The organism is Actinosynnema pretiosum (assembly GCF_002354875.1).
Lineage (GTDB): Bacteria > Actinomycetota > Actinomycetes > Mycobacteriales > Pseudonocardiaceae > Actinosynnema > Actinosynnema auranticum.
Window position 1 is genome coordinate 7,349,035 of the sequence record NZ_CP023445.1, and the last position, 22,388, is coordinate 7,371,422.

General features: G+C 73.7%; 20 protein-coding genes. 6 read left to right on the top strand and 14 right to left on the bottom strand.

The window, feature by feature from the left end:
• Positions 1-368 precede the first annotated feature (368 nt).
• Both glpK and CNX65_RS31460 read right to left on the bottom strand, forming a co-directional pair.
• A complete protein-coding gene (gene glpK, locus CNX65_RS31455; protein ID WP_096496977.1) occupies positions 369-1,883 on the bottom strand; it encodes a glycerol kinase GlpK in 1,515 nt (504 codons plus the stop codon).
• 31 nt (positions 1,884-1,914) lie between these two features.
• On the bottom strand, positions 1,915-2,655 hold the full coding sequence (locus CNX65_RS31460) for an MIP/aquaporin family protein (protein ID WP_096496978.1): 741 nt from the start codon (positions 2,653-2,655) through the stop codon (positions 1,915-1,917).
• A gap of 218 nt (positions 2,656-2,873) precedes the next feature.
• Between CNX65_RS31460 and CNX65_RS31465 the strand changes: the two genes are divergently transcribed.
• Together CNX65_RS31465 and CNX65_RS31470 are read left to right on the top strand one after the other, a co-directional pair.
• The gene (locus tag CNX65_RS31465; RefSeq protein ID WP_096496979.1) at positions 2,874-4,613 is read left to right on the top strand and encodes a glycerol-3-phosphate dehydrogenase/oxidase; all 1,740 of its coding nucleotides are present in this window, start codon (positions 2,874-2,876) and stop codon (positions 4,611-4,613) included.
• 159 nt (positions 4,614-4,772) lie between these two features.
• The gene (locus tag CNX65_RS31470) at positions 4,773-5,072 is read left to right on the top strand and encodes a hypothetical protein (RefSeq protein ID WP_096496980.1); all 300 of its coding nucleotides are present in this window, start codon (positions 4,773-4,775) and stop codon (positions 5,070-5,072) included.
• A 294-nt stretch (positions 5,073-5,366) separates the two neighbouring features.
• On the opposite strand, the gene CNX65_RS31475 is transcribed toward CNX65_RS31470, so the two are convergent.
• The 6 genes from CNX65_RS31475 to CNX65_RS31500 form a co-directional block, all read right to left on the bottom strand.
• On the bottom strand, positions 5,367-6,638 hold the full coding sequence (locus tag CNX65_RS31475; RefSeq protein ID WP_096496981.1) for an amidohydrolase: 1,272 nt from the start codon (positions 6,636-6,638) through the stop codon (positions 5,367-5,369).
• Complete coding sequence (locus CNX65_RS31480) at positions 6,635-7,810, bottom strand: M20 family metallopeptidase (RefSeq protein ID WP_096496982.1); 1,176 nt, start codon at positions 7,808-7,810, stop codon at positions 6,635-6,637. Before CNX65_RS31480 ends, CNX65_RS31475 begins: the two co-directional genes overlap by 4 nt.
• Positions 7,811-8,160: 350 nt before the next feature.
• A complete protein-coding gene (locus tag CNX65_RS31485; protein WP_157767919.1) occupies positions 8,161-8,499 on the bottom strand; it encodes a hypothetical protein in 339 nt (112 codons plus the stop codon).
• Positions 8,500-8,565: 66 nt separating this feature from the next.
• Positions 8,566-9,552 (bottom strand): methylmalonyl Co-A mutase-associated GTPase MeaB, encoded by a 987-nt coding sequence (meaB, locus tag CNX65_RS31490; protein WP_096496984.1) that lies wholly within the window; start codon positions 9,550-9,552, stop codon positions 8,566-8,568.
• Positions 9,545-11,734, bottom strand: coding sequence for a methylmalonyl-CoA mutase (scpA, locus tag CNX65_RS31495; RefSeq protein WP_096496985.1), 2,190 nt, complete (start codon positions 11,732-11,734; stop codon positions 9,545-9,547). Before scpA ends, meaB begins: the two co-directional genes overlap by 8 nt.
• Complete coding sequence (locus CNX65_RS31500) at positions 11,731-13,512, bottom strand: methylmalonyl-CoA mutase family protein (protein ID WP_096496986.1); 1,782 nt, start codon at positions 13,510-13,512, stop codon at positions 11,731-11,733. The genes scpA and CNX65_RS31500 overlap by 4 nt, the downstream gene beginning before the upstream one ends.
• Positions 13,513-13,887: 375 nt before the next feature.
• Between CNX65_RS31500 and CNX65_RS31505 the strand changes: the two genes are divergently transcribed.
• The 3 genes from CNX65_RS31505 to CNX65_RS31515 are packed head-to-tail and all read left to right on the top strand — an operon-like array spanning position 13,888 to position 18,161.
• Entirely contained in the window at positions 13,888-15,684 is a 1,797-nt protein-coding gene (locus CNX65_RS31505; RefSeq protein WP_096496987.1) for a serine/threonine-protein kinase, read from the top strand.
• 39 nt (positions 15,685-15,723) lie between these two features.
• Positions 15,724-16,536, top strand: coding sequence for a purine-nucleoside phosphorylase (locus CNX65_RS31510; RefSeq protein ID WP_096496988.1), 813 nt, complete (start codon positions 15,724-15,726; stop codon positions 16,534-16,536).
• On the top strand, positions 16,533-18,161 hold the full coding sequence (locus CNX65_RS31515) for a phospho-sugar mutase (RefSeq protein ID WP_096496989.1): 1,629 nt from the start codon (positions 16,533-16,535) through the stop codon (positions 18,159-18,161). Before CNX65_RS31510 ends, CNX65_RS31515 begins: the two co-directional genes overlap by 4 nt.
• A gap of 36 nt (positions 18,162-18,197) precedes the next feature.
• On the opposite strand, the gene CNX65_RS31520 is transcribed toward CNX65_RS31515, so the two are convergent.
• The 5 genes from CNX65_RS31520 to CNX65_RS31540 form a co-directional block, all read right to left on the bottom strand.
• On the bottom strand, positions 18,198-18,521 hold the full coding sequence (locus tag CNX65_RS31520) for a hypothetical protein (protein ID WP_096496990.1): 324 nt from the start codon (positions 18,519-18,521) through the stop codon (positions 18,198-18,200).
• A gap of 55 nt (positions 18,522-18,576) precedes the next feature.
• On the bottom strand, positions 18,577-18,903 hold the full coding sequence (locus CNX65_RS31525) for a hypothetical protein (protein WP_096496991.1): 327 nt from the start codon (positions 18,901-18,903) through the stop codon (positions 18,577-18,579).
• A 281-nt stretch (positions 18,904-19,184) separates the two neighbouring features.
• Positions 19,185-19,580: a MerR family transcriptional regulator gene (locus CNX65_RS31530; protein ID WP_096496992.1), complete on the bottom strand. Its 396-nt coding sequence runs from the start codon at positions 19,578-19,580 to the stop codon at positions 19,185-19,187.
• Between the two features lie 113 nt (positions 19,581-19,693).
• Positions 19,694-20,077 carry a type II toxin-antitoxin system death-on-curing family toxin gene (locus CNX65_RS31535; RefSeq protein WP_015805110.1) on the bottom strand — a complete coding sequence of 128 codons (384 nt, stop codon included), beginning with the start codon at positions 20,075-20,077 and terminating at the stop codon, positions 19,694-19,696.
• A gap of 40 nt (positions 20,078-20,117) precedes the next feature.
• On the bottom strand, positions 20,118-20,324 hold the full coding sequence (locus CNX65_RS31540) for a ribbon-helix-helix protein, CopG family (protein ID WP_041837166.1): 207 nt from the start codon (positions 20,322-20,324) through the stop codon (positions 20,118-20,120).
• A 73-nt stretch (positions 20,325-20,397) separates the two neighbouring features.
• Here CNX65_RS31540 and CNX65_RS31545 point away from each other — a divergent pair, with 73 nt between their 5' ends.
• A complete protein-coding gene (locus tag CNX65_RS31545) occupies positions 20,398-20,994 on the top strand; it encodes a TetR/AcrR family transcriptional regulator (protein ID WP_041837167.1) in 597 nt (198 codons plus the stop codon).
• A gap of 441 nt (positions 20,995-21,435) precedes the next feature.
• Here CNX65_RS31545 and upp read toward each other — a convergent pair whose 3' ends face one another.
• Positions 21,436-22,059, bottom strand: a complete 624-nt coding sequence (gene upp / locus CNX65_RS31550; RefSeq protein ID WP_015805113.1) for a uracil phosphoribosyltransferase — start codon at positions 22,057-22,059, stop codon at positions 21,436-21,438.
• Positions 22,060-22,388 lie beyond the last annotated feature (329 nt).

A 22,388-nucleotide genomic window follows, 5' to 3' on the forward strand; every position in this document is an offset into this window, starting at 1 on the left:
TCACCGCTTCGCGGGCTGCGGGGCGAGCGCAGCGAGCCCGCAGCCAGCCAATCCCGCGTCCCTCTTCTCCGTTTGGCCTGGCGAAGCCCGAGCACGCTTGTCAAGATGCCGCCGCACTGCCCGGAAGACCGGGGTGCCCAACGGCGTCTTGACGAGCGTGCTTGCCTGAAAGGAGGCCAAACGGAGAAGAGGGACCCCGCCCACCGCAGTGGTAAACCGGACCACCACACCAACGGTCACCAGCCGGCAGGGCTCGTCCCCCTCTTTTTTGGAGGTCTGCCCCGCCGGCGAGGCGTGCCCTTCAGCTCTTGACCTTCAGCTCTTGAGCTTGTGACCTTCAGCTCGCAGCCCTTCACCCGTGGCCGAGCTCAGTCCTCGTCCTCCACCCAGTCGAAGGTCTTCGTCACGGCCTTCTTCCAGCTCCGGTACTGCTTCTCCCGCAGCGAGTCGTCCATCGCGGGGTCCCACTGCTTGTCCTGGGCCCAGTTCTGCCGGATGTCGTCCTCCGACTCCCAGAACCCGACCGCCAACCCCGCCGCGTAGGCCGCGCCCAGCGCCGTGGTCTCGTTCACCACCGGCCGGATCACCGGAACCCCGAGGATGTCCGCCTGGAACTGCATCAGCAGCTCGTTGACGACCATCCCGCCGTCCACCTTCAGCGACTTCAGCGGCACGCCGGAGTCCGCGTTCATCGCGTCGATGACCTCGCGCGACTGGTACGCCGTGGCCTCCAGCACCGCCCGCGCCAGGTGCCCCTTGTTCACGAACCGGGTCAGCCCGACGATCGCCCCGCGCGCGTCCGACCGCCAGTACGGCGCGAACAGCCCCGAGAACGCGGGCACGAAGTACGCCCCGCCGTTGTCCTCGACCGTCCGCGCGTGCTGCTCGACCTCCGCCGCGGTCCCGATCATGCCCAGGTTGTCCCGCAGCCACTGCACCAGCGACCCGGTGACCGCGATCGACCCCTCCAGCGCGTACACCGGGGCCTTGTCGCCGATCTTGTAGCACACGGTGGTGAGCAGCCCGTTCTCGCTCATCACCTTCTCGGTGCCCGTGTTGAGCAGCAGGAAGTTGCCGGTGCCGTACGTGTTCTTGGCCTCGCCCGGCGAGAGGCACGCCTGCCCGAACGTCGCCGCCTGCTGGTCGCCGAGCACGCCCGCGATCGGCACGCCCTCCAGCGCCCCCCGCGTCCTGACCTCGCTGTACACCTCGGACGACGACCGGATCTCCGGCAGCATCGACAGCGGGATGCCCATGTCGGCCGCGATCTCCGCGTCCCAGTCCAGGGTGTCCAGGTCCATCAGCAGCGTGCGGGACGCGTTGGTCGGGTCCGTGACGTGCAGGCCGCCCTGCACCCCGCCGGTCAGGTTCCACAGCACCCAGGTGTCCATGTTGCCGAACAGCAGGTCCCCGGCCTCGGCCCGCTCCCGCGCGCCCTCGACGTTGTCGAGCACCCACTTGACCTTGGGCCCGGAGAAGTACGTGGCCAGCGGAAGGCCCGTCTTCGCCCGGTACCGCTCCTGCCCGCCGCCCAGCGCGCCCAGCTCGGCGCAGATGCGGTCCGTGCGGGTGTCCTGCCAGACGATCGCGTTGTAGACCGGCTTGCCGGTGGTCCGGTCCCACACCAGCGCGGTCTCGCGCTGGTTCGTGATGCCGACCGCGGCCAGGTCCGAGGCGTTCAGGTCCGCCCTGGCCAGCGCGCCCGCCGCGACCTGGCGCGTGTTCAGCCAGATCTCCTCGGCGTCGTGCTCGACCCACCCCGCCTTCGGGAAGATCTGCTCGTGCTCCTTCTGGTCGACCGCGACGACCCGCCCGGAGTGGTCGAAGACCATGCACCGGGTGGAGGTCGTGCCCTGGTCGATGGCGGCGACGTACTTCGTCATCAGTGGCCCTTCGTCGTCGGATGAGGCCCGGTCAGACCGGGAGTGCCAGGTACAGGAGTGCGGCGAGCGCGCCACCGATCAGCGGCCCGACCACCGGGATCCAGGAGTAGCCCCACTCGGCGCTGCCCTTGCCCTTGATCGGCAGGAGCGCGTAGACGATGCGGGGGCCGAGGTCGCGGGCCGGGTTGATGGCGTAGCCGGTGGGGCCGCCGAGGGAGGCGCCGAGGCCGATGACGAGGAACGCCACGCCCGCGTAGCCCAGGGCGGAGTTGCCGAAGTTGGGGGTGCCGTCGGCGGCCAGCTCGACGCCGGGGCTGAGCAGGATCCAGATGACCAGCACGAACGTGCCGATCACCTCGGTGAGCACGTTCCACGGCGCGCTGGCGACGGTCGGCCCGGTGCAGAAGACACCCCTGGTGCCCGCCGGGTCGTCGTGGTTGTCGAACTGCTTCTTGTAGGCCAGCCAGGCCAGCGTCGCGCCGAGCATGGCACCGATCATCTGCCCCGCGAAGTAGACCGGCACGTCGGCCCACTCGGTCTTGCCCGCGGCGGCCAGGCCGAGGGTGACGGCCGGGTTGAGGTGCGCCCCGCTGGGGGCCGAGACGCTGGCGCCCACGAACACGGCGAGACCCCAGCCGAAGTTGACCAGCAGCCAGCCGCCGCCCTTGCCGAGCGAGTCCTTGAGCGTCACGTTGGCCACGACGCCCGCGCCCAGCAGGATGAGCAGGGCGGTGCCGAGCGTCTCCCAGACGAAGATCGAACCGGCGGTCATGTCGCCGTACCTCCTCTCGTGCAGGTGGACGGCGACCAGCCGGGCTCGGCGTCGTCGCCCATCCCACGGAGTGTGACGTTAAATCGCCATGATCGACTTGTCCATACCGGACACAACAGCGGGTACCGTGGGGGTGTCAGTCCAGCTAGGACGATCCGGCGGCGCCGCCGAGGGCGCGCGGCCACCGGTCGGACAGCACGTCGAGGAGGCGCTTTCCAGTGGCCACGCGCAACCCGTCACGAACCTCCGCAACGGGCAGGCTCGGTCCCGAGGACCGGGAGCGGTCGTGGCGCAGGCTCGGTGAGGAGACCTTCGACCTGGTGATCGTCGGCGGCGGCGTGGTCGGCGTCGGCGCGGCCCTGGACGCCGCCACCAGGGGCCTGAAGGTCGCCCTGGTGGAGGCCCGCGACCTCGCGTCGGGCACGTCCAGCCGGTCGAGCAAGCTCTTCCACGGTGGCCTGCGCTACCTGGAGCAGTTGGAGTTCGGCCTGGTCAGGGAGGCGCTGCGCGAGCGGGAGCTGATGCTCACCAAGATCGCGCCGCACCTGGTCAAGCCGGTGAGCTTCCTGTACCCGCTGACGAACCGGGTGTGGGAGCGGCCGTACACCGCCGCCGGGCTGCTGATGTACGACACCATGGGCGGCGCGCGCTCGGTGCCCGGCCAGAAGCACCTGAGCCGCTCGGGCGCGCTGCGGCTGGCGCCCTCGCTCAAGCAGGACGCGCTGATCGGCGGCATCCGCTACTTCGACGCGCAGGCCGACGACGCGCGGCACACCATGATGGTCGGGCGCACCGCCGCCCACTACGGCGCGGTCGTGCGGTCGTCGACGCAGGTCATCGACTTCCTGCACGAGTCGGACCGGGTGTCCGGCGTGCGGGTGCGCGACGTGGAGGACGGCCGGGAGACCGACGTCCGGGCGCACGCGGTGATCAACGCGACCGGCGTGTGGACCGACGAGCTGCAGCGGCTGTCCGGCAGCCGGGGCCGGTTCCGGGTGCGGGCCAGCAAGGGCGTGCACATCGTGGTGCCCAGGGACCGGATCGTGTCCGAGACCGGGCTGATCCTGCGCACCGAGAAGTCCGTGCTGTTCGTGATCCCGTGGCGCAACCACTGGATCATCGGCACCACCGACACGGACTGGAACCTGGACCTGTCGCACCCGGCCGCCACCAAGGCCGACATCGACTACCTGCTCGCCCAGGTCAACAGCGTGCTGGCGACGCCGCTGGCGCACGAGGACATCGAGGGCGTGTACGCGGGCCTGCGACCGCTGCTGGCCGGGGAGAGCGAGTCCACGTCGAAGCTGTCGCGCGAGCACGCGGTGGCGCGGGTCGCCCCCGGCCTGGTCGCGATCGCGGGCGGCAAGTACACCACCTACCGGGTGATGGGCGCGGACGCGGTGAACGCGGCGTCGGTCGACCTGCCCGGCCGCATCCAGCCGTCGATCACCGACAAGGTGCCGCTGGTGGGCGCGGACGGGTACCACGCGCTGGTGAACCAGGCCGACCACTTGGCGGCCGAGCACGGCCTGCACCCGTACCGGGTGCGGCACCTGCTGGACCGGTACGGCTCGCTGGTGCACGAGGTGCTGGCGCTGGCGGCGGACTCGCCGGAGCTGCTCAAGCCGATCCCCGGCTCGCCGGACTACCTCCAGGTCGAGGTGGTGTACGCGGCCTCGCACGAGGGCGCGCTGCACCTGGAGGACGTGCTGACCAGGCGCACCCGGATCTCGATCGAGTACCCGCACCGGGGCGTCGAGTCGGCCGAGGCCGTGGCCGGGCTGATGGCCGGGGTGCTGGGCTGGGACGAGGCCGCGATCGCGCGCGAGGTCGAGGTGTACACGGCGCGAGTGGAGGCCGAGCGGGCCTCGCAGGACGAGCCGAGCGACCAGGCCGCCGACGCGGTGCGGGCGGCGGCGCCGGAGGTGCGGCCGGAGCTGGTCGAGCCGGTGTCCTGATGCCGCGCTGAACCCCCGCCGAGCGATGTTCCCGCCGCCCGGTCCGCGCCTCGTGCGTGGGCCGGGCGGCGGCGTCTCACCGGCGGCGGGGCTGAACGGGTGAGGGCCCCCGCCAGCAGGGGGGCGCTGGGCGCCGGATCACCGTCCGGCGGTGCGCTGGTGACGCGGTTCGAGGTGTCCGCGCGGCGGGTGGCCGATCGGGACGCCGGGGTGCTGCGCGCCGTGCTGCCGCGGCTGTGCCGGCCCGCGCTGGTCGTGGTCGCCGCCGGGCTCGGGGTGGTCGCGCGGCTGGGCGCGTCCGAGGTCGACCGGGGCCTGCCGCGCGAGGTCCCGCGGACGCACGCCGCGGCGGTCTGGCTGATCGGCCTGACGGCGGTGGCGCTGTGGCTGTCGGCGGCGGCGCACCCGGCGTGGCAGGCCGACGGCTGGGACCTGGCCGGGAGAGGGGGGACGGGATGACCGCGACGGAGCTCGGGTTCGACGAGGACGAGGGCGGCTTGGTGGACGAGCAGGAGATCGCCCTCGGCACGGACACGCACTGCGTCTCCGCCAAGGCGGCTTCACCGCCTACGGCTGGCTGCACGAGGTCCTGGACCGGGGCAGGCCCGAGAAGCGCCCCGAGCTCGTCGGCCTCACCGACGCGGCCCGCTGACCGAACAGCCCCGACGCCTGACGCGCGGACCCGAACGGCGAGTCCGCGGACAGCACCCCGCCCCGCCACCGGACGCGGTGGCGGGGCGGGTGCGGGACCGACTAGGCCAGCGCCGCCAGCGCCGTGTGCACCATGACGCGCACGCCGACCATCAGCGCCCGCTCGTCCAGGTTGAACGTCGGCTGGTGCAGGTCGCGCGGGGGCTCCTCGCCGTCCCACACGCCCAGGCGCGCGAACGAGCCCGGCACGTGCTCCAGGTACCAGCCGAAGTCCTCGCCGCCCGACGACTGCTGGGTGCCCGCCAGCGCGTCCTCGCCCAGCGCGGCCTCGATGCCCGCGCGCAGCAGCATGGTCGACTCGCGGTCGTTCACCACGGGCGGCACGCCCCTGCGGTGGTGCAGGTCGAAGCCGACGCCCAGCGGGGCCAGCAGGGACGACACCAGCTCCTTGACCAGCGGCTCCAGCTCGGCCCAGATGTCCCGGTCGCCGGTGCGCAGGGTCCCGCGCAGCACGCCGTCCTGCGGCACCGCGTTGGCCGCCTCGCCCGCGTGCACCGCGCCCCACACGAGCACCGTGCCGGACCTCGGGTCGACCCGGCGCGACAGCAGCGTCGGCAGCCCGGTGATCACCGTGCCGAGCGCGTGCACCAGGTCGGCGGTCAGGTGCGGGCGGGAGGTGTGGCCGCCGGGGGAGGTCAGGCGCAGCTCCAGCAGGTCCGACGCGGACGTGATCGCGCCGACCCTGGTGCCGATCCGCCCGGCCTGGAGCCGGGGGTCGCAGTGCAGGCCGAAGATCCGCTCGACCCCGTCGAGGCCGCCTGCCGCGAGCACGTCGAGCGCGCCGCCGGGCATGATCTCCTCGGCGGGCTGGAACACCAGCCGCACCCGGCCGGGCAGCTCGGTGGCCGACGCCAGCGCCAGCGCCGCGCCCAGCAGCACCGTCGTGTGGGCGTCGTGGCCGCACGCGTGGGACACCCCGTCGACCTCGGACGCGTACGGCGCGCCGGTGTTCTCGCGCAGCGGCAGGGCGTCGATGTCGGCGCGCAGCGCCACGCACCGGGGGCCGCTGCCCACGTCGCACACCAGGCCGGTGCCGCCGGGCAGCACCCTGGGCTTGAGCCCTGCCGAGCGCAGCACGTCGCCGATCAGCTCGGTGGTGCGGTACTCCTTGCGGGACAGCTCCGGGTGCGCGTGGATGTGCCGCCGCCAGGCGATGACCTCGGACCCGTTCGCCGACAGCCAGTCGTCCAGCCACGAGGGGCCTCGGCCCTCACCCAGGTCGTCCACAGGGGCAATGCTGACCCCGCGCTCGGTCAGCAGCACTTCGGAGCCCTTCTCACTCGGCAGTTCGGGACGCGAGTCGAGGATCGTCACGACGCCCCCACCGCCCCGGCGATCAACCTGGCCCGCTGGTCGGCGTCGGACGCCGCGGCGATCGCGGTCCAGGCGAGGGCGAGCGCCCCGTCGAGCAGGGCGCGGTCGGCGGAAGCCGACGCGCAGGCAGTAGCGAACTCGATTTGGTGGTTCACCGCGTCTCCGCAGTCGATTGCGATGGTCGGGTGGATCGACGGCAGCGCGCGGGTGATGTTGCCCATGTCCGTGCTGCCGATCTTCTCCCGCTGTTCCTCTTCGGGACTCATCGGGTTCCTGCCCAGTTCCGTTGCAGCGCGCCGGTAGGCGTCCGCGAGCCACTGGTCAGGGGTCAGCTCCGCGTAGGGGGGCGAGACCTGCACGACCTCGTGGTCGCAGCCGGTCGCCACCGCTCCCGCGCGGAAGCAGTTCCTGATGCGCTCCTCCAGGCCGGTGAGCGAGTCGAGGTCGTCGGCTCGCAGGTCGTACACGGCTGAGGTGTGCGCGGGGATGATGTTGGGGGCGGCCCCGCCCCTGGTCACGACGCCGCTGATCATCTGGCCGGGCTCGAAGTGCTGCCTGGCCAGTCCGATGGCGACCTGCGCGACGGTGAGCGCGTCGCCCGCGTTGATGCCCCGGTGGGGCGCGGCGGCGGCGTGCGAGGGGCGGCCGGTGTAGCGGACCTCCAGGTCCGTGAGCGCGAGCGAGCGGGCCGCCACCGCCTCGTAGGGGGCGGGGTGGACCATCATCGCCAGGCCGACGCCGTCGAACGCGCCGCGCTCCAGCATCAGGACCTTGCCGCCGCCGACCTCCTCGGCCGGGGTGCCGATCACCTTGACGGTCAGCCCCAGCTCGTCGGCGAGGTCGCGCAGCGCGAGGCCCGCGCCGGTGGACGCGGCGGCGATCACGTTGTGGCCGCAGGCGTGGCCCACCTCGGGGAGGGCGTCGTACTCGGCGCACAGCGCCACGACCAGGTCACCGCTGCCGCACGTGGCGGTGAAGGCCGTCTCCAGGTCCGCCGTGCCGCGCTCCACCTCGAAGCCGGAGCCCTCCAGGAGGTCGGCGACCTTGGCGGCGCTGCGGTGCTCCTGGAACGCCAGCTCGGGCTCGGCGTGGATGCTGTGGGACAGGGCGACCAGCGCGTCGGAGTGGCGCTCGACCGCCGAGCGCGTGCGCTTCTTGAAGTCGGTACCCATTTGCGTCCATCCTGCACCAGCCCCGGCGGGCGTGACGCTCCCCACCTTGATCAACCGGCGGCCGGTCACGGGGGTGCGCCAAACGGTGCGACGAAGTTCGGTCAGACCGATCAAGCGCGCCGGTGCACCTGTCAGGGGACCATATACCGCCCGACTGCTCCCAGCAGCTGAGAGACCGGCCTCCCACTGGATGGGAGGGCCGTGACCTGCGCCGGGCCGCCGGAACGGGTCGTGGGGTGAACCGCGCCACCACGGCGGGGTGACCGACACGCCGTCGTTCGGTGACCGGTTCGACGGCGGGTCGGACGGGCGCGGCCCGCGTCGGGGCCGCGCGCCGGAGGTCGCCGCGACTACGACTTGCGCCGGTCCCACTTGCGCTTGTTGCGCCAGAAGACGCCGCCGAACAGGAGCAGCGCGATCGCGCCGAGCCACAGCTTGCGCTTGGTCTCGCTGCTGACTCCGGGTGACTGGTCGCCCGAGGGCTGGCCGGTCTCGGTCCCGGTCGGCGCGGGGGCCCCGGTCTCGGTGCCACCGGGCGCGGGGGTGTCCCCCGGCTGCTGGAGGCGCGCGTCCACCACCGGGGCGGAGAGCGCGCTGACCTGCGGCTCCGGCGTCGCCGCCGCTGTGGCGGGCGTGCCGACAGCGCAGACGACCGCGAAGAGCCACACCGCGAGCACAGAACGCCACATGGTTACTCAGACTAGTCATCGCACCGTCTGGTTACCACTGTCAGTGGTCACCTGAACCAGTGATTCTCAACGGCGAGTGAATAGTTCGAGGATGCGTTCCGCCGCGAGGGTGGCGGTGAGCCGCCCCTCCCGCACCGCCAGCTCCAGCTCGGGGGCCTCCGCGCGCACGCCCGGATCGGCCCGCAGCCCGCCGAGCACCCGGTCCTCCACCATCGCCCACGCCCACCCGACCTGCTGGTCGCTGCGCCGCCGGGCCAGCAGCCCGGCCTCCTCCAGCGCGGCCCGGTGCTTCTCCACCTGCCGCCACACCTCGTCCAGCCCGGTCCCGTCGAGCCCGCTGCAGGTGAGCACCGGCTGGTGCCACGGCGCGTCGTGCGCGCGCAGCAGCCGCAGCGCGCCCGCCAGCTCGCGGGCCGCCTTGCGGGCCTCCAGCGCGTGCTCGCCGTCCGCCTTGTTGACCGCGACCACGTCGGCCAGCTCCAGCACGCCCTTCTTGATGCCCTGGAGCTGGTCGCCGGTGCGGGCCAGGGTGAGCAGCAGCGAGCAGTCCGTCATGTTCGCCACCGCCGTCTCGGACTGCCCGACGCCCACGGTCTCCACGAGCACCACGTCGTACCCGGCCGCCTCCACCAGCACGATCGACTCGCGGGTGGCCTTGGCGACGCCGCCGAGCGTGCCGGAGGTCGGCGAGGGCCGGATGAACGCGCGCTGGTCCACCGACAGCCGGGCCATGCGGGTCTTGTCGCCGAGGATGCTGCCGCCGGTGCGGGTGGACGACGGGTCGACGGCCAGCACCGCGACCCGGTGGCCGCGCTCGGTGAGCATGGTGCCGAAGGCGTCGATGAACGTGGACTTGCCGACGCCCGGCACCCCGGTGATGCCGACCCGGTGCGCGCCGCCGGAGCGGGGCAGCAGCTCGACCAGCAGCTCCTGCGCCAGCTCGCGGTGGTCCGGCCGGGTGGACTCGACCAGGGTGATGGCGCGGGCGAGCACGGCCCTGCTGCCGCCCAGCACCCCCTCGGCGTACTCGGCCGCGGTGAGCCGCCTAGCCATGCCCGAGCCTGGCCGACAGCTCGCGCAGCAGGTCGGCGGCGGCCTCGGCGATGACCGTGCCGGGCGGGAAGATCGCCGACGCGCCCGCCTCCCGCAGCGCCGCGAAGTCCTGCGGCGGGATCACGCCGCCGACCACGATCATGATGTCGTCCCGGTCCAGCCCGGCCAGCGCCTCGCGCAGCGCGGGCACCAGGGTCAGGTGGCCCGCGGCCAGCGAGGACACGCCGACCACGTGCACGTCGGCCTCCACGGCCTGCCGCGCCACCTCGTCCGGGGTCTGGAACAGCGGGCCGACGTCGACGTCGAAGCCGAGGTCGGCGAACGCGGTCGCGATCACCTTCTGGCCGCGGTCGTGCCCGTCCTGCCCCATCTTGGCGACCAGGACGCGCGGGCGGCGGCCCTCCTCCTCGGCGAACGCGGCGACCAGTGCGCGGGTGCCCTCCACGTTGGACACGGCCCCGACCTCCTCGCGGTACACGCCGGTGATGGTCCTGATCTGGGCGGAGTGGCGTCCCCAGACCTTGCCGAGGGCCTCGGAGATCTCCCCGACCGTGGCCTTGGCGCGGGCGGCGGAGATGGCCAGCTCCAGCAGGTTCCCCGCCGCGCCACCGGTGTCGGCGCCCGCCGCGCGGGTGAGCGCGTCCAGCGAGGCGTCCACCTCGGACTGGTCGCGCTCGGCGCGCAGCCGCTCCAGCTTCGCGAGCTGGCTGGCCCGCACGCCCGCGTTGTCGACCTTGAGCACCTCGATCTGCTCGTCCGCGTCCACCAGGTACTTGTTGACGCCGATCACCGGCTGCCTGCCGGAGTCGATGCGCGCCTGGGTGCGGGCGGCGGCCTCCTCGATGCGCAGCTTGGGGATGCCCGCGTCGATCGCGGCGGCCATGCCGCCCGCCGCCTCCACCTCGGTGATGTGCGCCCACGCCCGGTGCGCGAGGTCGTGGGTGAGCCGCTCCACGAACGCGCTGCCGCCCCACGGGTCGATCACCCGCGTGGTGCCGGACTCCTGCTGGATCAGCAGCTGGGTGTTGCGGGCGATCCGGGCGGAGAAGTCGGTGGGCAGCGCCAGCGCCTCGTCGAGCGCGTTGGTGTGCAGCGACTGGGTGTGGCCCTGGGTGGCGGCCATCGCCTCCACGCAGGTGCGGGCGACGTTGTTGAACACGTCCTGCGCGGTCAGCGACCAGCCGGAGGTCTGGCAGTGCGTGCGCAGCGACAGCGACTTCGGCGACCTCGGCTCGAAGCCCTTGACCAGCTTGGCCCACAGCAGCCGGGCGGCGCGGAGCTTGGCGATCTCCATGTAGAAGTTCATGCCCACGGCCCAGAAGAACGACAGCCGGGGCGCGAACGCGTCCACGTCCAGCCCGGCGCCGCGGCCTGCGCGCAGGTACTCGACGCCGTCCGCGAGCGTGTAGGCCAGCTCCAGGTCGGCGGTCGCCCCGGCCTCCTGCATGTGGTAGCCGGAGATGGAGATGGAGTTGAACTTCGGCATGGACCGCGAGGTGAAGGCGAAGATGTCGGAGATGATCCGCATCGACGGCCTCGGCGGGTAGATGTAGGTGTTGCGGACCATGAACTCCTTGAGGATGTCGTTCTGGATGGTCCCGGCCAGCTTCGCCGGCTCCACCCCCTGCTCCTCGGCGGCCACGACGTACAGCGCCAGCACGGGCAGCACCGCGCCGTTCATGGTCATCGACACGCTCATCCGGTCCAGCGGGATGCCGTCGAAGAGCTGGCGCATGTCGTAGATGGAGTCGATGGCCACGCCCGCCATGCCCACGTCGCCCGCCACGCGCGGGTGGTCGGAGTCGTAGCCCCGGTGGGTGGCCAGGTCGAACGCGACCGACAGGCCCTTCTGCCCGGCCGCGAGGTTGCGGCGGTAGAAGGCGTTGGACTCCTCGGCGGTGGAGAACCCGGCGTACTGCCGGATGGTCCACGGCTGGTTGACGTACATGGTCGGGTACGGGCCGCGCAGGTACGGCGGGACGCCGGGGTAGGTGCGCAGGAAGTCCAGGCCCGCCAGGTCCTCGGCGGTGTAGACCGGTTTGACGCCGATGCCCTCCGGGGTCTCCCAGGCGAGCGCGTCGGCGCCCTTGCCGGTGGCCTCCTGCAGCGCGGCCTGCCACCGCGCCCGGTCGTCGGGGCCGGTCGGCTCGCCGAGGTCGACCCGGCTGAAGTCGGGGATCATCGCGGGACTCCGAGGGACTCGAAGGTGCGCCCGAGCACGTCCAGCGCGGGGCAGCCCAGGAACAGGTGGTCGTCGACGGTCGCGTCGGAGCGCTTGCCCGCGAGCAGGACGCGCTCGGCGCCCGCCGCGCGCAGGGCGTCGGCGGTGGGGGCGGCCAGCTCCGCGTAGGAGCTCTCGCTGCCGCACAGGCAGGCGACGCGGGCGCCGCTGGCGCGGAACGCCGCGACGACGTCGTCGGTGGTCCTCGTGGGACCGGCCTGCGGGGTCTCGACGCCGCCCGCCTGGAGCAGGTTGGCGGCGAAGGTGGCGCGGGCGGTGTGCGCGGCGACCGGTCCGAGCGTGGCCAGGAAGACCCTGGGCCGCTCGGGGGCGGCGTCGGCGCGGTCGCGCAGCGCCTCGAAGTCCTGGGCGTAGCGGATGACGGGCAGCCCGCCGCCGGGTTCCGACGGGGCGGGGCGGCGCACGACGGGCTTCTCGCCCAGGTTCGGGAACTCGCTGACCCCGGTGATGGCGTCGGTGCGGTCGGCGAGGTTGGCGCGGCGGCGCTCCCAGGTGGCGGCGAGCCGGTCGGCGACCAGGCCGGAGCGCAGGGCGGCGGCGAGCCCGCCCTCGGCCTCGATCTCCTGGAACCAGCGCCACGCAGCCCTGGCGAGGTCCTCGGTGAGCCGCTCCACGTACCAGGAGCCGCCCGCCGGGTCGATCACCGCCGACAGCCGCGACTCCTCCAGCAGCACCGACTGGGTGTTGCGGGCGATGCGGCGGGAGAAGTCGTCGGGCAGGCCGATGGCGTGGTCGAACGGCAGCACGGTGATCGCGTCGGCCCCGCCCATCCCGGCGCCCGCGCAGGCGATCGTGGTGCGCAGCATGTTCACCCACGGGTCGCGGCGGGTCATCATCGCCGGGGACGTCACGGCGTGCTGGACCTGCGGGGTCGGCTCGCCGCACACCTCGGTGACGCGGGCCCACAGCCTGCGGGCGGCGCGGAGCTTGGCGGTGGTGAGGAACTGGTCGGCGGTGGCGGCGTAGCGGAACTCCAGCAGCCGCGCGGCGCGCGCGACGGGCAGGCCCGCGTCGGTGAGCAGCCGCAGGTAGGCCACGCCCGCGGCGAGCGAGGCGCCGAGCTCCTGCGCGTCGGAGCCGCCCGCGTTGTGGTGCGGCAGGGCGTCGACGGCGATCAGCCTGGCGGCCGGGAACGGGTCCAGGCGCGGCAGCAGGTCGAGCAGGGCGGCGGTGTCGGGCTCCTGCCCGGTGGCGGCGAGGGCGCCGAGCGGGTCGGCGCCGAGGTTGCCCGCCAGCTCGCTGCCCGGCGCGGACCGCTCGCCCCAGATCCGCAGCAGCTCCCGGCCGGACGCGGCGAAGTCGGCGCCCGCGTCGAGCACCACCGGCGCGAGGTCGAGGTAGACCTCGGCGAGCAGCGGTTCCAGGTCGGCGGCGGCGATCCCCCTGAGCCACAGCGCGCCGACGCCGTTCTCCAGGTCGGCCACGACCGCCTCGCGGTCGGCCTCCCGGTGCTGCTGGCGGATCTCCCAGCCCAGCGCGGTGCCCTGCGGCCTGCCGCCCCTGGTGAACGGGAACGTGCCGGGCAGGCCGGTGGCGGGCAGGGGCTCGTCGGCGGTGTGCAGCGGCTGCACGGCGATGCCGTCGTAGGTCGTGGTGACGAGCGAGTCGTACTCGGCGCCGGTCTTGCCGAGCACGCCCTCGACCAGGCCCAGCCACCGCTCGCGGTCGGGTTCGGGGAACTCGGCGGCCAGCGCCAGCTCGCCCGGCTGCTCAATCATGCCCCGCAGTGTCGCGGACGGGCGTGCGCGCGGGCTAGGCGCTCTTTCGACGGACGGCGCCGAACGGGTCGGCGGTCGCCCGGAACGGGAACGACCTGCCAGCGCGGGTCTGGGGGGACCCCTGGTCCCCCGGTGCGGACTGCTCGGGTCCGGGCGCACGGGCGCTCACCCGCGTGGGAGGCGGGCCGACCGCCGAGAGTGACCGGCGCCCGCGGGCCGGTCGCGGGGTTCCGCAGGCCCGGACGTGGTCGTGGAAGGCCTGCCGCTAGGGGGTTCCGGGACCGCTGCGGGCGTCCGAACTGCGGTGCCGCCCGGTCGGGCGGCGGCGGGCGCGAGCGGCGCTGGGGCGGCCCCCGGCTCGTGGACAATGGCCGGGTGGACAGTGAGCGCCTCATCGCGGGCCGTTACCGCCTGCACCACGTGCTGGGCAGCGGGTCGATGGGGACCGTCTGGGCCGCGCACGACGAGGTGCTGCGGCGCGCGGTCGCCGTGAAGGAAGTCTTCCAGCCGTCCGGGATGGCGGGCGGGGAGGCGGCGGTGCTGCGGGAGCGCACGCTGCGCGAGGCCCGCGCCGCCGCGCAGCTGGCCCACCCGAACCTGGTGACGATCTACGACGTGGTGCAGGTCGACGGCGACCCGTACGTGGTGATGGAGCTGGTGCCGTCCGAGTCGCTGGCGGAGGTGGTGCGCCGCTGCGGGCCGCTGACCGCCGAGCAGGGGGCGGTGGTGGCGCACGCGGTCGCGTCCGGGTTGGACGCCGCGCACCGGGCGGGCATCACGCACCGGGACGTCAAGCCGGGCAACGTGCTGGTCGCCGCGGACGGCCGGGTGAAGCTGACCGACTTCGGCATCGCCCGCAACATGGCCGAGGCGACCATGACCTCGCGCGGCATCGCGCTGGGCACGCCCGCGTTCATCGCGCCGGAGATCGCCACCGACGGGGTCGTCACGCAGGCGGTCGACCAGTGGAGCCTGGGCGCGACGCTGTTCGCGGCGATGACCGGCCAGCTGCCCTACGAGGGCGACAACCCGCTGCAGACCATCAACCAGGTGGTGCACGGCGACGTGCCGTCCACGGACGTGTGCGGCGAGCTGGCCGAGGTGGTCGGCGGGCTGATGCGCAAGGACCCGGCCGAGCGGCTGCCGCTGTCCGAGGTGCGCAGGCTGGTGCGCCCGCTGCTGCCGGACGCCGACGGCTTCCCGTTCGAGGAGGGCGCGGAGCCCAGACCGGTGGTGGAGGTGGTGCGGCCCGAGCCGGTGAGGCTGCGCTCCGCCGAGCCCGCGCCGGACGCGCCGCTGGCCGCCGACCCCGGCCCGCTGCCGTTCCTGCTGTCCGGCGGCTCGTCGGGCCGCTCGGGGCCGCACGAGGTCACCGACCACCCGCACGAGTACGGCGCGGACTACGGCGAGGACTACGGCGCGGACTACGACGAGGGGTACGACTTCCCGGACGCTCCCCCGGCCCGCCGCTCCGGGCTGGCCACGGTGCTGCTGGCGCTGGCGGCGACCGTGCTGTTCGCCGTCGGGGCGGGCTCCGGGTTCGTGCTGACCCTCGCGGCGGCGGGCAGGCCGCTGCTCCCGCCCGCCGCGTCGAGCGCCGAGCGCACCCCGTCCGCGCCCGCGACGGTGACCGTGTCGCTGGTGCGCCGGGAGTTGCGCGCGGCCACCAAGGAGGGCGACCGGGGCGCCGGGTTCACCATCGACGTCGGCTCGGACTGGACCTCGTTCGTGACGCAGAGCGGCAACGGCGGCGTGGCCAACAGCACCGCCGTGCTGCTGGTGGACCCGTCCGGCAGCTGGCAGGTAACGGTCGAGCGGTTCCCGGACTTCTTCCCCGGCCTGAGCGTGGACAACTACCTGGACCTGGTGGCCGGGCGCTGGGGCGGGGACAACTACTTCCCCGGCCAGGAGAAGCAGCCCACCGAGCCGCTGCCGAACGCCGGGCGGGACGGCGCGGTCCAGTACAGCTACAACACCGTCGAGCACCCGCGCGACGGGCAGTCCCGCGCCGGGACGGGCTCGGCCCAGACCCGGCGCTCGCACTACGCGCGGGTGCTGCCCAGGGGCAACGACCTGTGGGTGGTGGAGGTGGTGTTCCCGACCGAGCAGGAGGAGCAGGGCCGGGAGCAGCTGTTCGACTCGATCGCGCCCACGCTGACCGTGATCGGGTGACCTGCGGCGACCGCCCCCGGCGGGAGTTAGGCTCCCGCGGTGACCGCCAAGAGTGAGAACACCAGTCCGGAAGCGCTCGCCGCCGACGCGGCGCGGGCGCTGAGCGAGAGGACCGGGGTCGACCGGCACGACATCGCCGTCGTCCTCGGCTCCGGGTGGCGGCCCGCCGCCGACCTGATCGGCCAGGCGCAGGCCGAGATCCCCATGGGCGAGCTGCCCGGCTTCGAGGCCCCCACCGCCGTCGGGCACGGCGGCACCATCCGCTCGGTGCGGGTGGGCGACAAGAACGCGCTGGTCGTGCTGGGCCGCACGCACGGCTACGAGGGCAAGGGCATCACCAAGGTCGTGCACGGCGTGCGCACCGCCGCCGCCGCGGGCGTGAAGACCGTGGTGCTGACCAACGCCGCGGGCGGCCTGCGCCAGGGCATGTCGGTGGGCCAGCCGGTGCTGATCAGCGACCACCTGAACCTGACCGCGTCGTCCCCGCTGGTGGGCGCCCGGTTCGTGGACCTGACCGACCTGTACTCGCCGCGCCTGCGCGAGATCGCGCGCGGCATCGACCCCTCCCTGGAGGAGGGCGTGTACGCCGGTCTGCCCGGCCCGCACTTCGAGACCCCCGCCGAGATCCGGATGCTGCGCACCATGGGCGCCGACCTGGTCGGCATGTCCACGGTGCTGGAGGCCATCGCGGCGCGCGCCGAGGGCGTGGAGGTGTTCGGCCTGTCCCTGGTGACGAACCTGGCGGCGGGCATCACCGGCGAGCCGCTGAACCACCAGGAGGTCCTGGAGGCGGGCCAGGCCGCCGCGAGCCGCATGGGCGCGCTGCTGCGGGAGCTGGTGGAGCGGGCATGACGCTGTCCCCCGCGCTGCGCGACGCCGCGTTCCGCTGGATCGCCGACGACCCGGACATGGAGGCGCGCACCGAGCTGCAGCGCGTCCTGGCCGGGGCGATGGGCGGCGACCCGGCGGCGCTGGAGGAGCTGGCCGACCGGATGTCCGGGCCGCTGACGTTCGGCACCGCCGGGCTGCGCGGGCCGGTGCGGGCCGGGCCGAACGGGATGAACCGGGCCGTCGTGGTGCGCACGACCGCCGGGGTGGCCCGGTGGCTGGCCGAGCAGGGCGGCGGGGCGCGCGGCCTGGTGTTCGTCGGCCGGGACGCCAGGCACGGCTCGGAGGACTTCGCGCGCGCGGCGGCCGGGGTGCTGGCCGCCGCCGGGTTCACCGTGCGGCTGCTGCCCCGGCCGCTGCCGACGCCGCTGGTGGCGTTCCTGGTGCGGCGGCACGGCGCGGTGGCGGGCGTGCAGATCACCGCCTCGCACAACCCGCCCGCCGACAACGGCTACAAGCTGTACCTGGAGGGCGGCTCGCAGATCGTGCCGCCCGCCGACCGGCAGATCGAGGTGGCGATCTCCGAGGTGGCGGCGGCGGTGTCGGTGCCGTCCAGCGAGTCGTGGACCGAGGTGTCCGAGGACGAGCTGGACGAGTACCTGGGCCGGGTGTCGTCGCTGCCGCGCGGGTCCGCGCGCGGGCTGCGGGTGGCGCTGACCCCGATGCACGGGGTGGGCGGCGCGACCGCCGTGGAGGCGCTGAGCCGGGCCGGGTTCACCGACGTGCACGTGGTGCGCGCGCAGGCCGTGCCCGACCCGGACTTCCCGACCGTGGCGTTCCCGAACCCGGAGGAGCCCGGCGCGGCGGACCGGCTGCTGGAGCTGGCCGCGCAGGTCGACGCGGACCTGGCGATCGCGCTGGACCCGGACGCGGACCGGTGCGCGCTGGGCGTGCGGGAGCGGGACGGGTCGTGGCGGATGCTGCGCGGCGACGAGACGGGCGTGCTGCTCGGGTCGCTGGTGCTGAGCACCACCGAGGAGCCCGACCCGCTGGTGGCCACGACGATCGTGTCGTCCTCGCTGCTGCGCGGCGTCGCGCAGGCGCACGGGGCCCGGTACGCGGAGACGCTGACCGGGTTCAAGTGGCTGGTGCGGGCCGGTGAGCGGTTGGTGTACGCGTACGAGGAGGCGCTGGGGCACTGCGTCGACCCGGCGCACGTCAGCGACAAGGACGGCATCTCGGCGGCCGTGGTGGCCTGCGACCTGGCGGCCACGCTGAAGGCGTCGGGGCGCACGCTGCTGGACGCGCTGGACCAGCTGGCGCTGGAGCACGGGCTGCACCTGACCGACCAGGTGTCGCTGCGCTTCACCGACCTGAGCCGGATCGGGGCGCTCATGGCGCGGCTGCGGCAGTCGCCGCCGGAGGGGTTCGCGTTCGAGGACCTGCTGCCCGGCGCGGACGTCGTGCGGTTGACGCAGGACGGCGTGCGGGTCGTGGTGCGCCCCTCGGGCACGGAGCCGAAGCTGAAGGCCTACCTGGAGGTCGTGGAGCCCGTGGCGGACCCCGCCGACCTGGCCCCGGCCCGTGCCCGAGCGGGTGAGCGGTTGGGCGCCCTGCGCGGGCGCGTGTCGGACCTGCTGGCCGACTGAGGCCGGCCGCGCGCGGTCCGGCGGAGGGCTCCAGGGTCAGCCCATGACCGCGATGACCAGGCAGAGCACGGCGATCGCCGCCGCACCACCGGCCACCAGGTAGGGCCGGTTGTCCGGCGGCGAGACCCGGTCGTCGGTGAAGGCCGAGACCGCCAGGCGGATCCCGATGTAGCTGAGCGTGCACAGGGTGACCCCGGCCGCGAGGACCATCGTGTTGATGCTCCACGGGCTGTGGTCGACGCCGGGCCACACGCTCATGAGCACCAGCGGGAAGCCGATCAGGCCGACCGCGAGGCCGACGCCGCCACCCCAGATGATCCGGCGGTTGCGCGCCATCGTGGCGATGCTGCGAGTGTCCATGACTCCCTCCTGTCACTTGCAAGGACGCGCCGGGCGGTCACCGGTTGCGCGCCGGTCACTCCCCGTTGCCGTCCCCCCGGTTCGACGGGCGCTCCAGCGCGCTTTGCGGGGGGACGCCCCTAGTCTTGCGCACCGAGCGCCGGGCGGGCAGGCGGTCCCCCCTCGGGGGCGGGTCCGGACGGGGCGCGCTGGCGCCGGGACGCCGGGTCTGGAGGTCGGCGGTCCACGGCCTGGTGCGGCGGACGGCCTCGGCGGCGGCCTTGAGGTCCTTGGCGCCGCCGTGCTCGTAGACGCGGCGGAAGAAGCGCAGCACGAGCCAGTGGCGCGCGAGGCCGATCAGGGGCGGGAGCAGGACGAGCAGCGCGGCCCAGTGCGCGGCCATGACCACCTCGCGACGGTTCGGCCTCCCGGTGAGCGCGGGCGGCGACCTGTGCGAGCGTGGTGCAGCGCGGTGCGTGCGCGGTGCTGGGCGGACCTGCTCGCTCCCCCGGCTCACTCCCTGCCGGCGAGACAGGGGCGGGATCGCGGCAGTCGCAGCCTGGGCTGCGGCATCGCGCAGGGCCGATGTTATCCATCAGCGATCACGCGGCAACTCGGCGCGCGCGCCCGCCCCTCGCCCGTCCCCCGTCCGTGTGCCTGCGTTTCCGCTGCCCAGGGGCCCGCTCAGGCGGTGGCGCCCCTGGTGATGCCTTCCACGAACGTGCGCTCCAGGCTGCCGTAGTGCTCGATCTTGTAGTCGAGCACCTCCAGGCAGGCGTTCAGCTCGGCCACGCGCTCGCGCACCGCCGTCCGGTGCTCCACGAGGATCTGCCGCCGCCGGGCCGCGCCGGGGTCGCCGCGGTGCCGCAGCTGGGCGTACTCGCGCATCATCTTGATCGGCATCCCGGTGGCGCGCATCCTGGTCAGGAAGGCCAGCCAGCTGAGGTCGTCCTCGCTGTAGTCGCGCCTGCCGCCCGCGTCGCGGGCGGGCGGGTCAAGCAGCCCGATCCGCTCGTAGTAGCGCAGGGTGTCGATGGACAGGCCGCTGCGCTCCGCGGCCTGGGCGATCGAGATCGTCACGCCCGGAACGGTAGGGACCCGACCCGGTTCCCGGTCAACGCCCCCGCTGCGGTGGTTCCGCGCCCGCCTGGGGTTTCGCCGCGCGCGCCTTCGGGCCCGCGACCTCCGGCAGGTCAGCCGTCCTTGGGCACGCCCCACGCCTCCAGGTGGGCGGCCATGCCGGGGACGTCGACCTGCTCGCGCCCCAGGGAGCGGACGAGTTCGAGGGCGTCGTCCTCCTCGGCCTCGATCCACCAGCCGTTGATGTCGCACAGCGTCACGGCGGCCACCCAGCCGAGGCGCCAGTTGCCCTCGGACAGGGGGCGGGTGCGGACGATGGAGTCGAGCAGGGCGGAGGCCTTGAGCCACAGCGTGTCGTAGGCCTCGACGCCGAGCACGGTCGCCCTGGGGCGGTGAGCAGCGGAGTCGAGCAGGCCTAAGTCGCGCACGACGAGATCGCCGCCGGTGACGGCGGTCGCCAGCACGAGCAGATCGCCGGCGTCGAGGTAGTTGACCACGACACCAGTGGATCACAACGGAGGCGCGGTCAGTGCGCCATCAGGCCGATCCCAGCTTGTCGAGCAGACCCCGGTACTTGGGGAGCACCCGTCCGAGCACCTCGGACAGCTCCTCCTCCTTCTGGAGCCTGGCCCAGCGGTCGGCCAGCGCGAGCCGCACGACTTCCTGCTTCGAACGGCCCTCGGCGGCTGCGAGCTCGTCGAGCCGCCGGTTCTCCTCATCGCTCAGACGCAAGGTCATCGCCATTCTCTTGATGGTACCAATGTGGTACCACGCTGACCAGAGGCTTTTTATAACACCGTTGCGTTACGATTCCCCGGTGCCAAGACCGAAGACCCACGACGACGCCCTTCGCGTTCGGCTGCTCGACCGCGCGGGTGAACTCCTGTCCACCGAGGGGCCGGGCGCACTGAGCTTGCGCAGGCTCGCGGCGGATGTCAACACCTCGACCACAGCGGTGTACTCGCTGTTCGGGGGCAAGCCCGCGCTGTTGGACGCGTTGTACGAAGAGGGGTTCCGCCGTTACGAGCAGAGGCTTGCCTCCGTGCCGGGGACGGACGACCCCGTGGAGGACATCACGCGGATCGGCCGGGCCTACCGGGAGCACGCGCTGGCGGACCCGCACTTCTACCTGGTGATGTTCAGCAGCCGGTCCACGCTGGACTTCCAGCCGTCGGCGGGGGTCGCGGAGCTGGCGCGGGGGACGTTCCAGCCGGTGCTCGGCGCGGTGGAGCGGGCGGTGCGCGACGGGGTGTTCGTGGACGAGGAGCCGGGGCAGCTGGCGCTGGCGCTGTGGGGGTTGGTGCACGGGCTGATCTCGCTGGAGCTGAACGCGGCGCTGCCCGCGGGGCTCGCGGTGGGGGCGGTGTACGAGCGGGCGGTGCGCGCGCAGTGCGAGGGGTGGCGGCGGCGTTAGTCGCGCCCGCAGGTCCTTGCCGCACAACGGGGTGCGCGGTCCGTTCACGCGAAGTGCTTTGCGGCGCAACGGCGTTCGGCGCAGGGCTCCGCGGTTCTTCGGCGCCCCGACCGACCGTCGCGGGTGATGCCCGCCTGGGCGGGCGGAGGCCGGGGAGGAGGCCGCCGCATACCCTCCCCGACCCCCTTGACCACCTCTCGCGAGGCGGCCCGTACCCGGCGTCCGCGCAGGTGGGCGGGTGCTCGCCACCGTTCGCGGAGCGATCGGTCCGAACCACAACGTAGAACAAAGGTCTAGACCACCTCTACGGCTGAACAGCGCAATCCGGGCGCCTGCCGTTACCGGGACGAGGGGTCGGCGCGATCCGCACTGGTGCGGACGGGCCCGAGGAACGGCGAAGGGGCCGCCCGACCCCGGACGGCCCCTTCCGCGCTGAGCCGATCAGACGGCGCCGTACTGCCGGTCGCCCGCGTCGCCGAGGCCGGGCACGATGAACCCGGAGTCGTTGAGCCGCTCGTCCACGCTCGCGGTCACGAGCCGGATCGGCAGCCCCGACTCGCGCAGGTGCTCGATGCCCTCGGGGGCCGCGAGCGCGCACACGGCGGTCACGTCGGTCGCGCCGCGCTCGGTGAGCAGCTTGATCGTGTAGACCATCGACCCGCCGGTGGCGAGCATCGGGTCGAGCACGAACACCGGGCGACCCGCGAGGGACTCGGGCAGCGACACCATGTAGGGCGTCGGCTGGAGCGTCTCCTCGTCGCGGGCCAGGCCGACGAAGCCCATCTGCGCGTCGGGGATGAGCTTGTGCGCCTGGTCGGCCATGCCGAGGCCGGCGCGGAGCACCGGCACGAGCAGCGGCGGGTTGGCGAGGCGGTAGCCGGTGGTGCGGGCGACGGGGGTGTGCACGCGCTCCTCGGCGACGGGGGCGTTGCGGGTGGCTTCGTAGACGAGCATGACGGTGAGCTCGTGCAGCGCGGCGCGGAACGCGGCGTTGTCCGTGCGGGCGTCGCGCATGGTGGTCAGGCGGGCCCTGGCCAGGGGGTGATCGACAACGAGGACGTCCATGACGGAAGAGTATGTGTGGTAGGTGTGGGCGATGCCTGCCGGTTCCTTGCCCAGTTGCGTGGCCCGCGTGCTTGATGGCGCGGGGAACACGGTGGGTGTCGGGGTGCTGCTGGAGGGTGGTCGGTTCGTCACTTGCGCGCACGTGGTGAATGTGGCGCTGGGGCGGGGCGAGGGGGCTGATTCGCGGCCCTCGGGTGTGGTGCGGGTGTTCGGGTACCCCGGCAAGCCATCGCGGCCCTGGGGGGCGTGGGTGGAGGCGGTAGTGCCGCGGGCGCGGGACGTGAACTCGAAGGCGTGCGCGGCGTACTTCCTGGCGGCTGAGGCGAGGT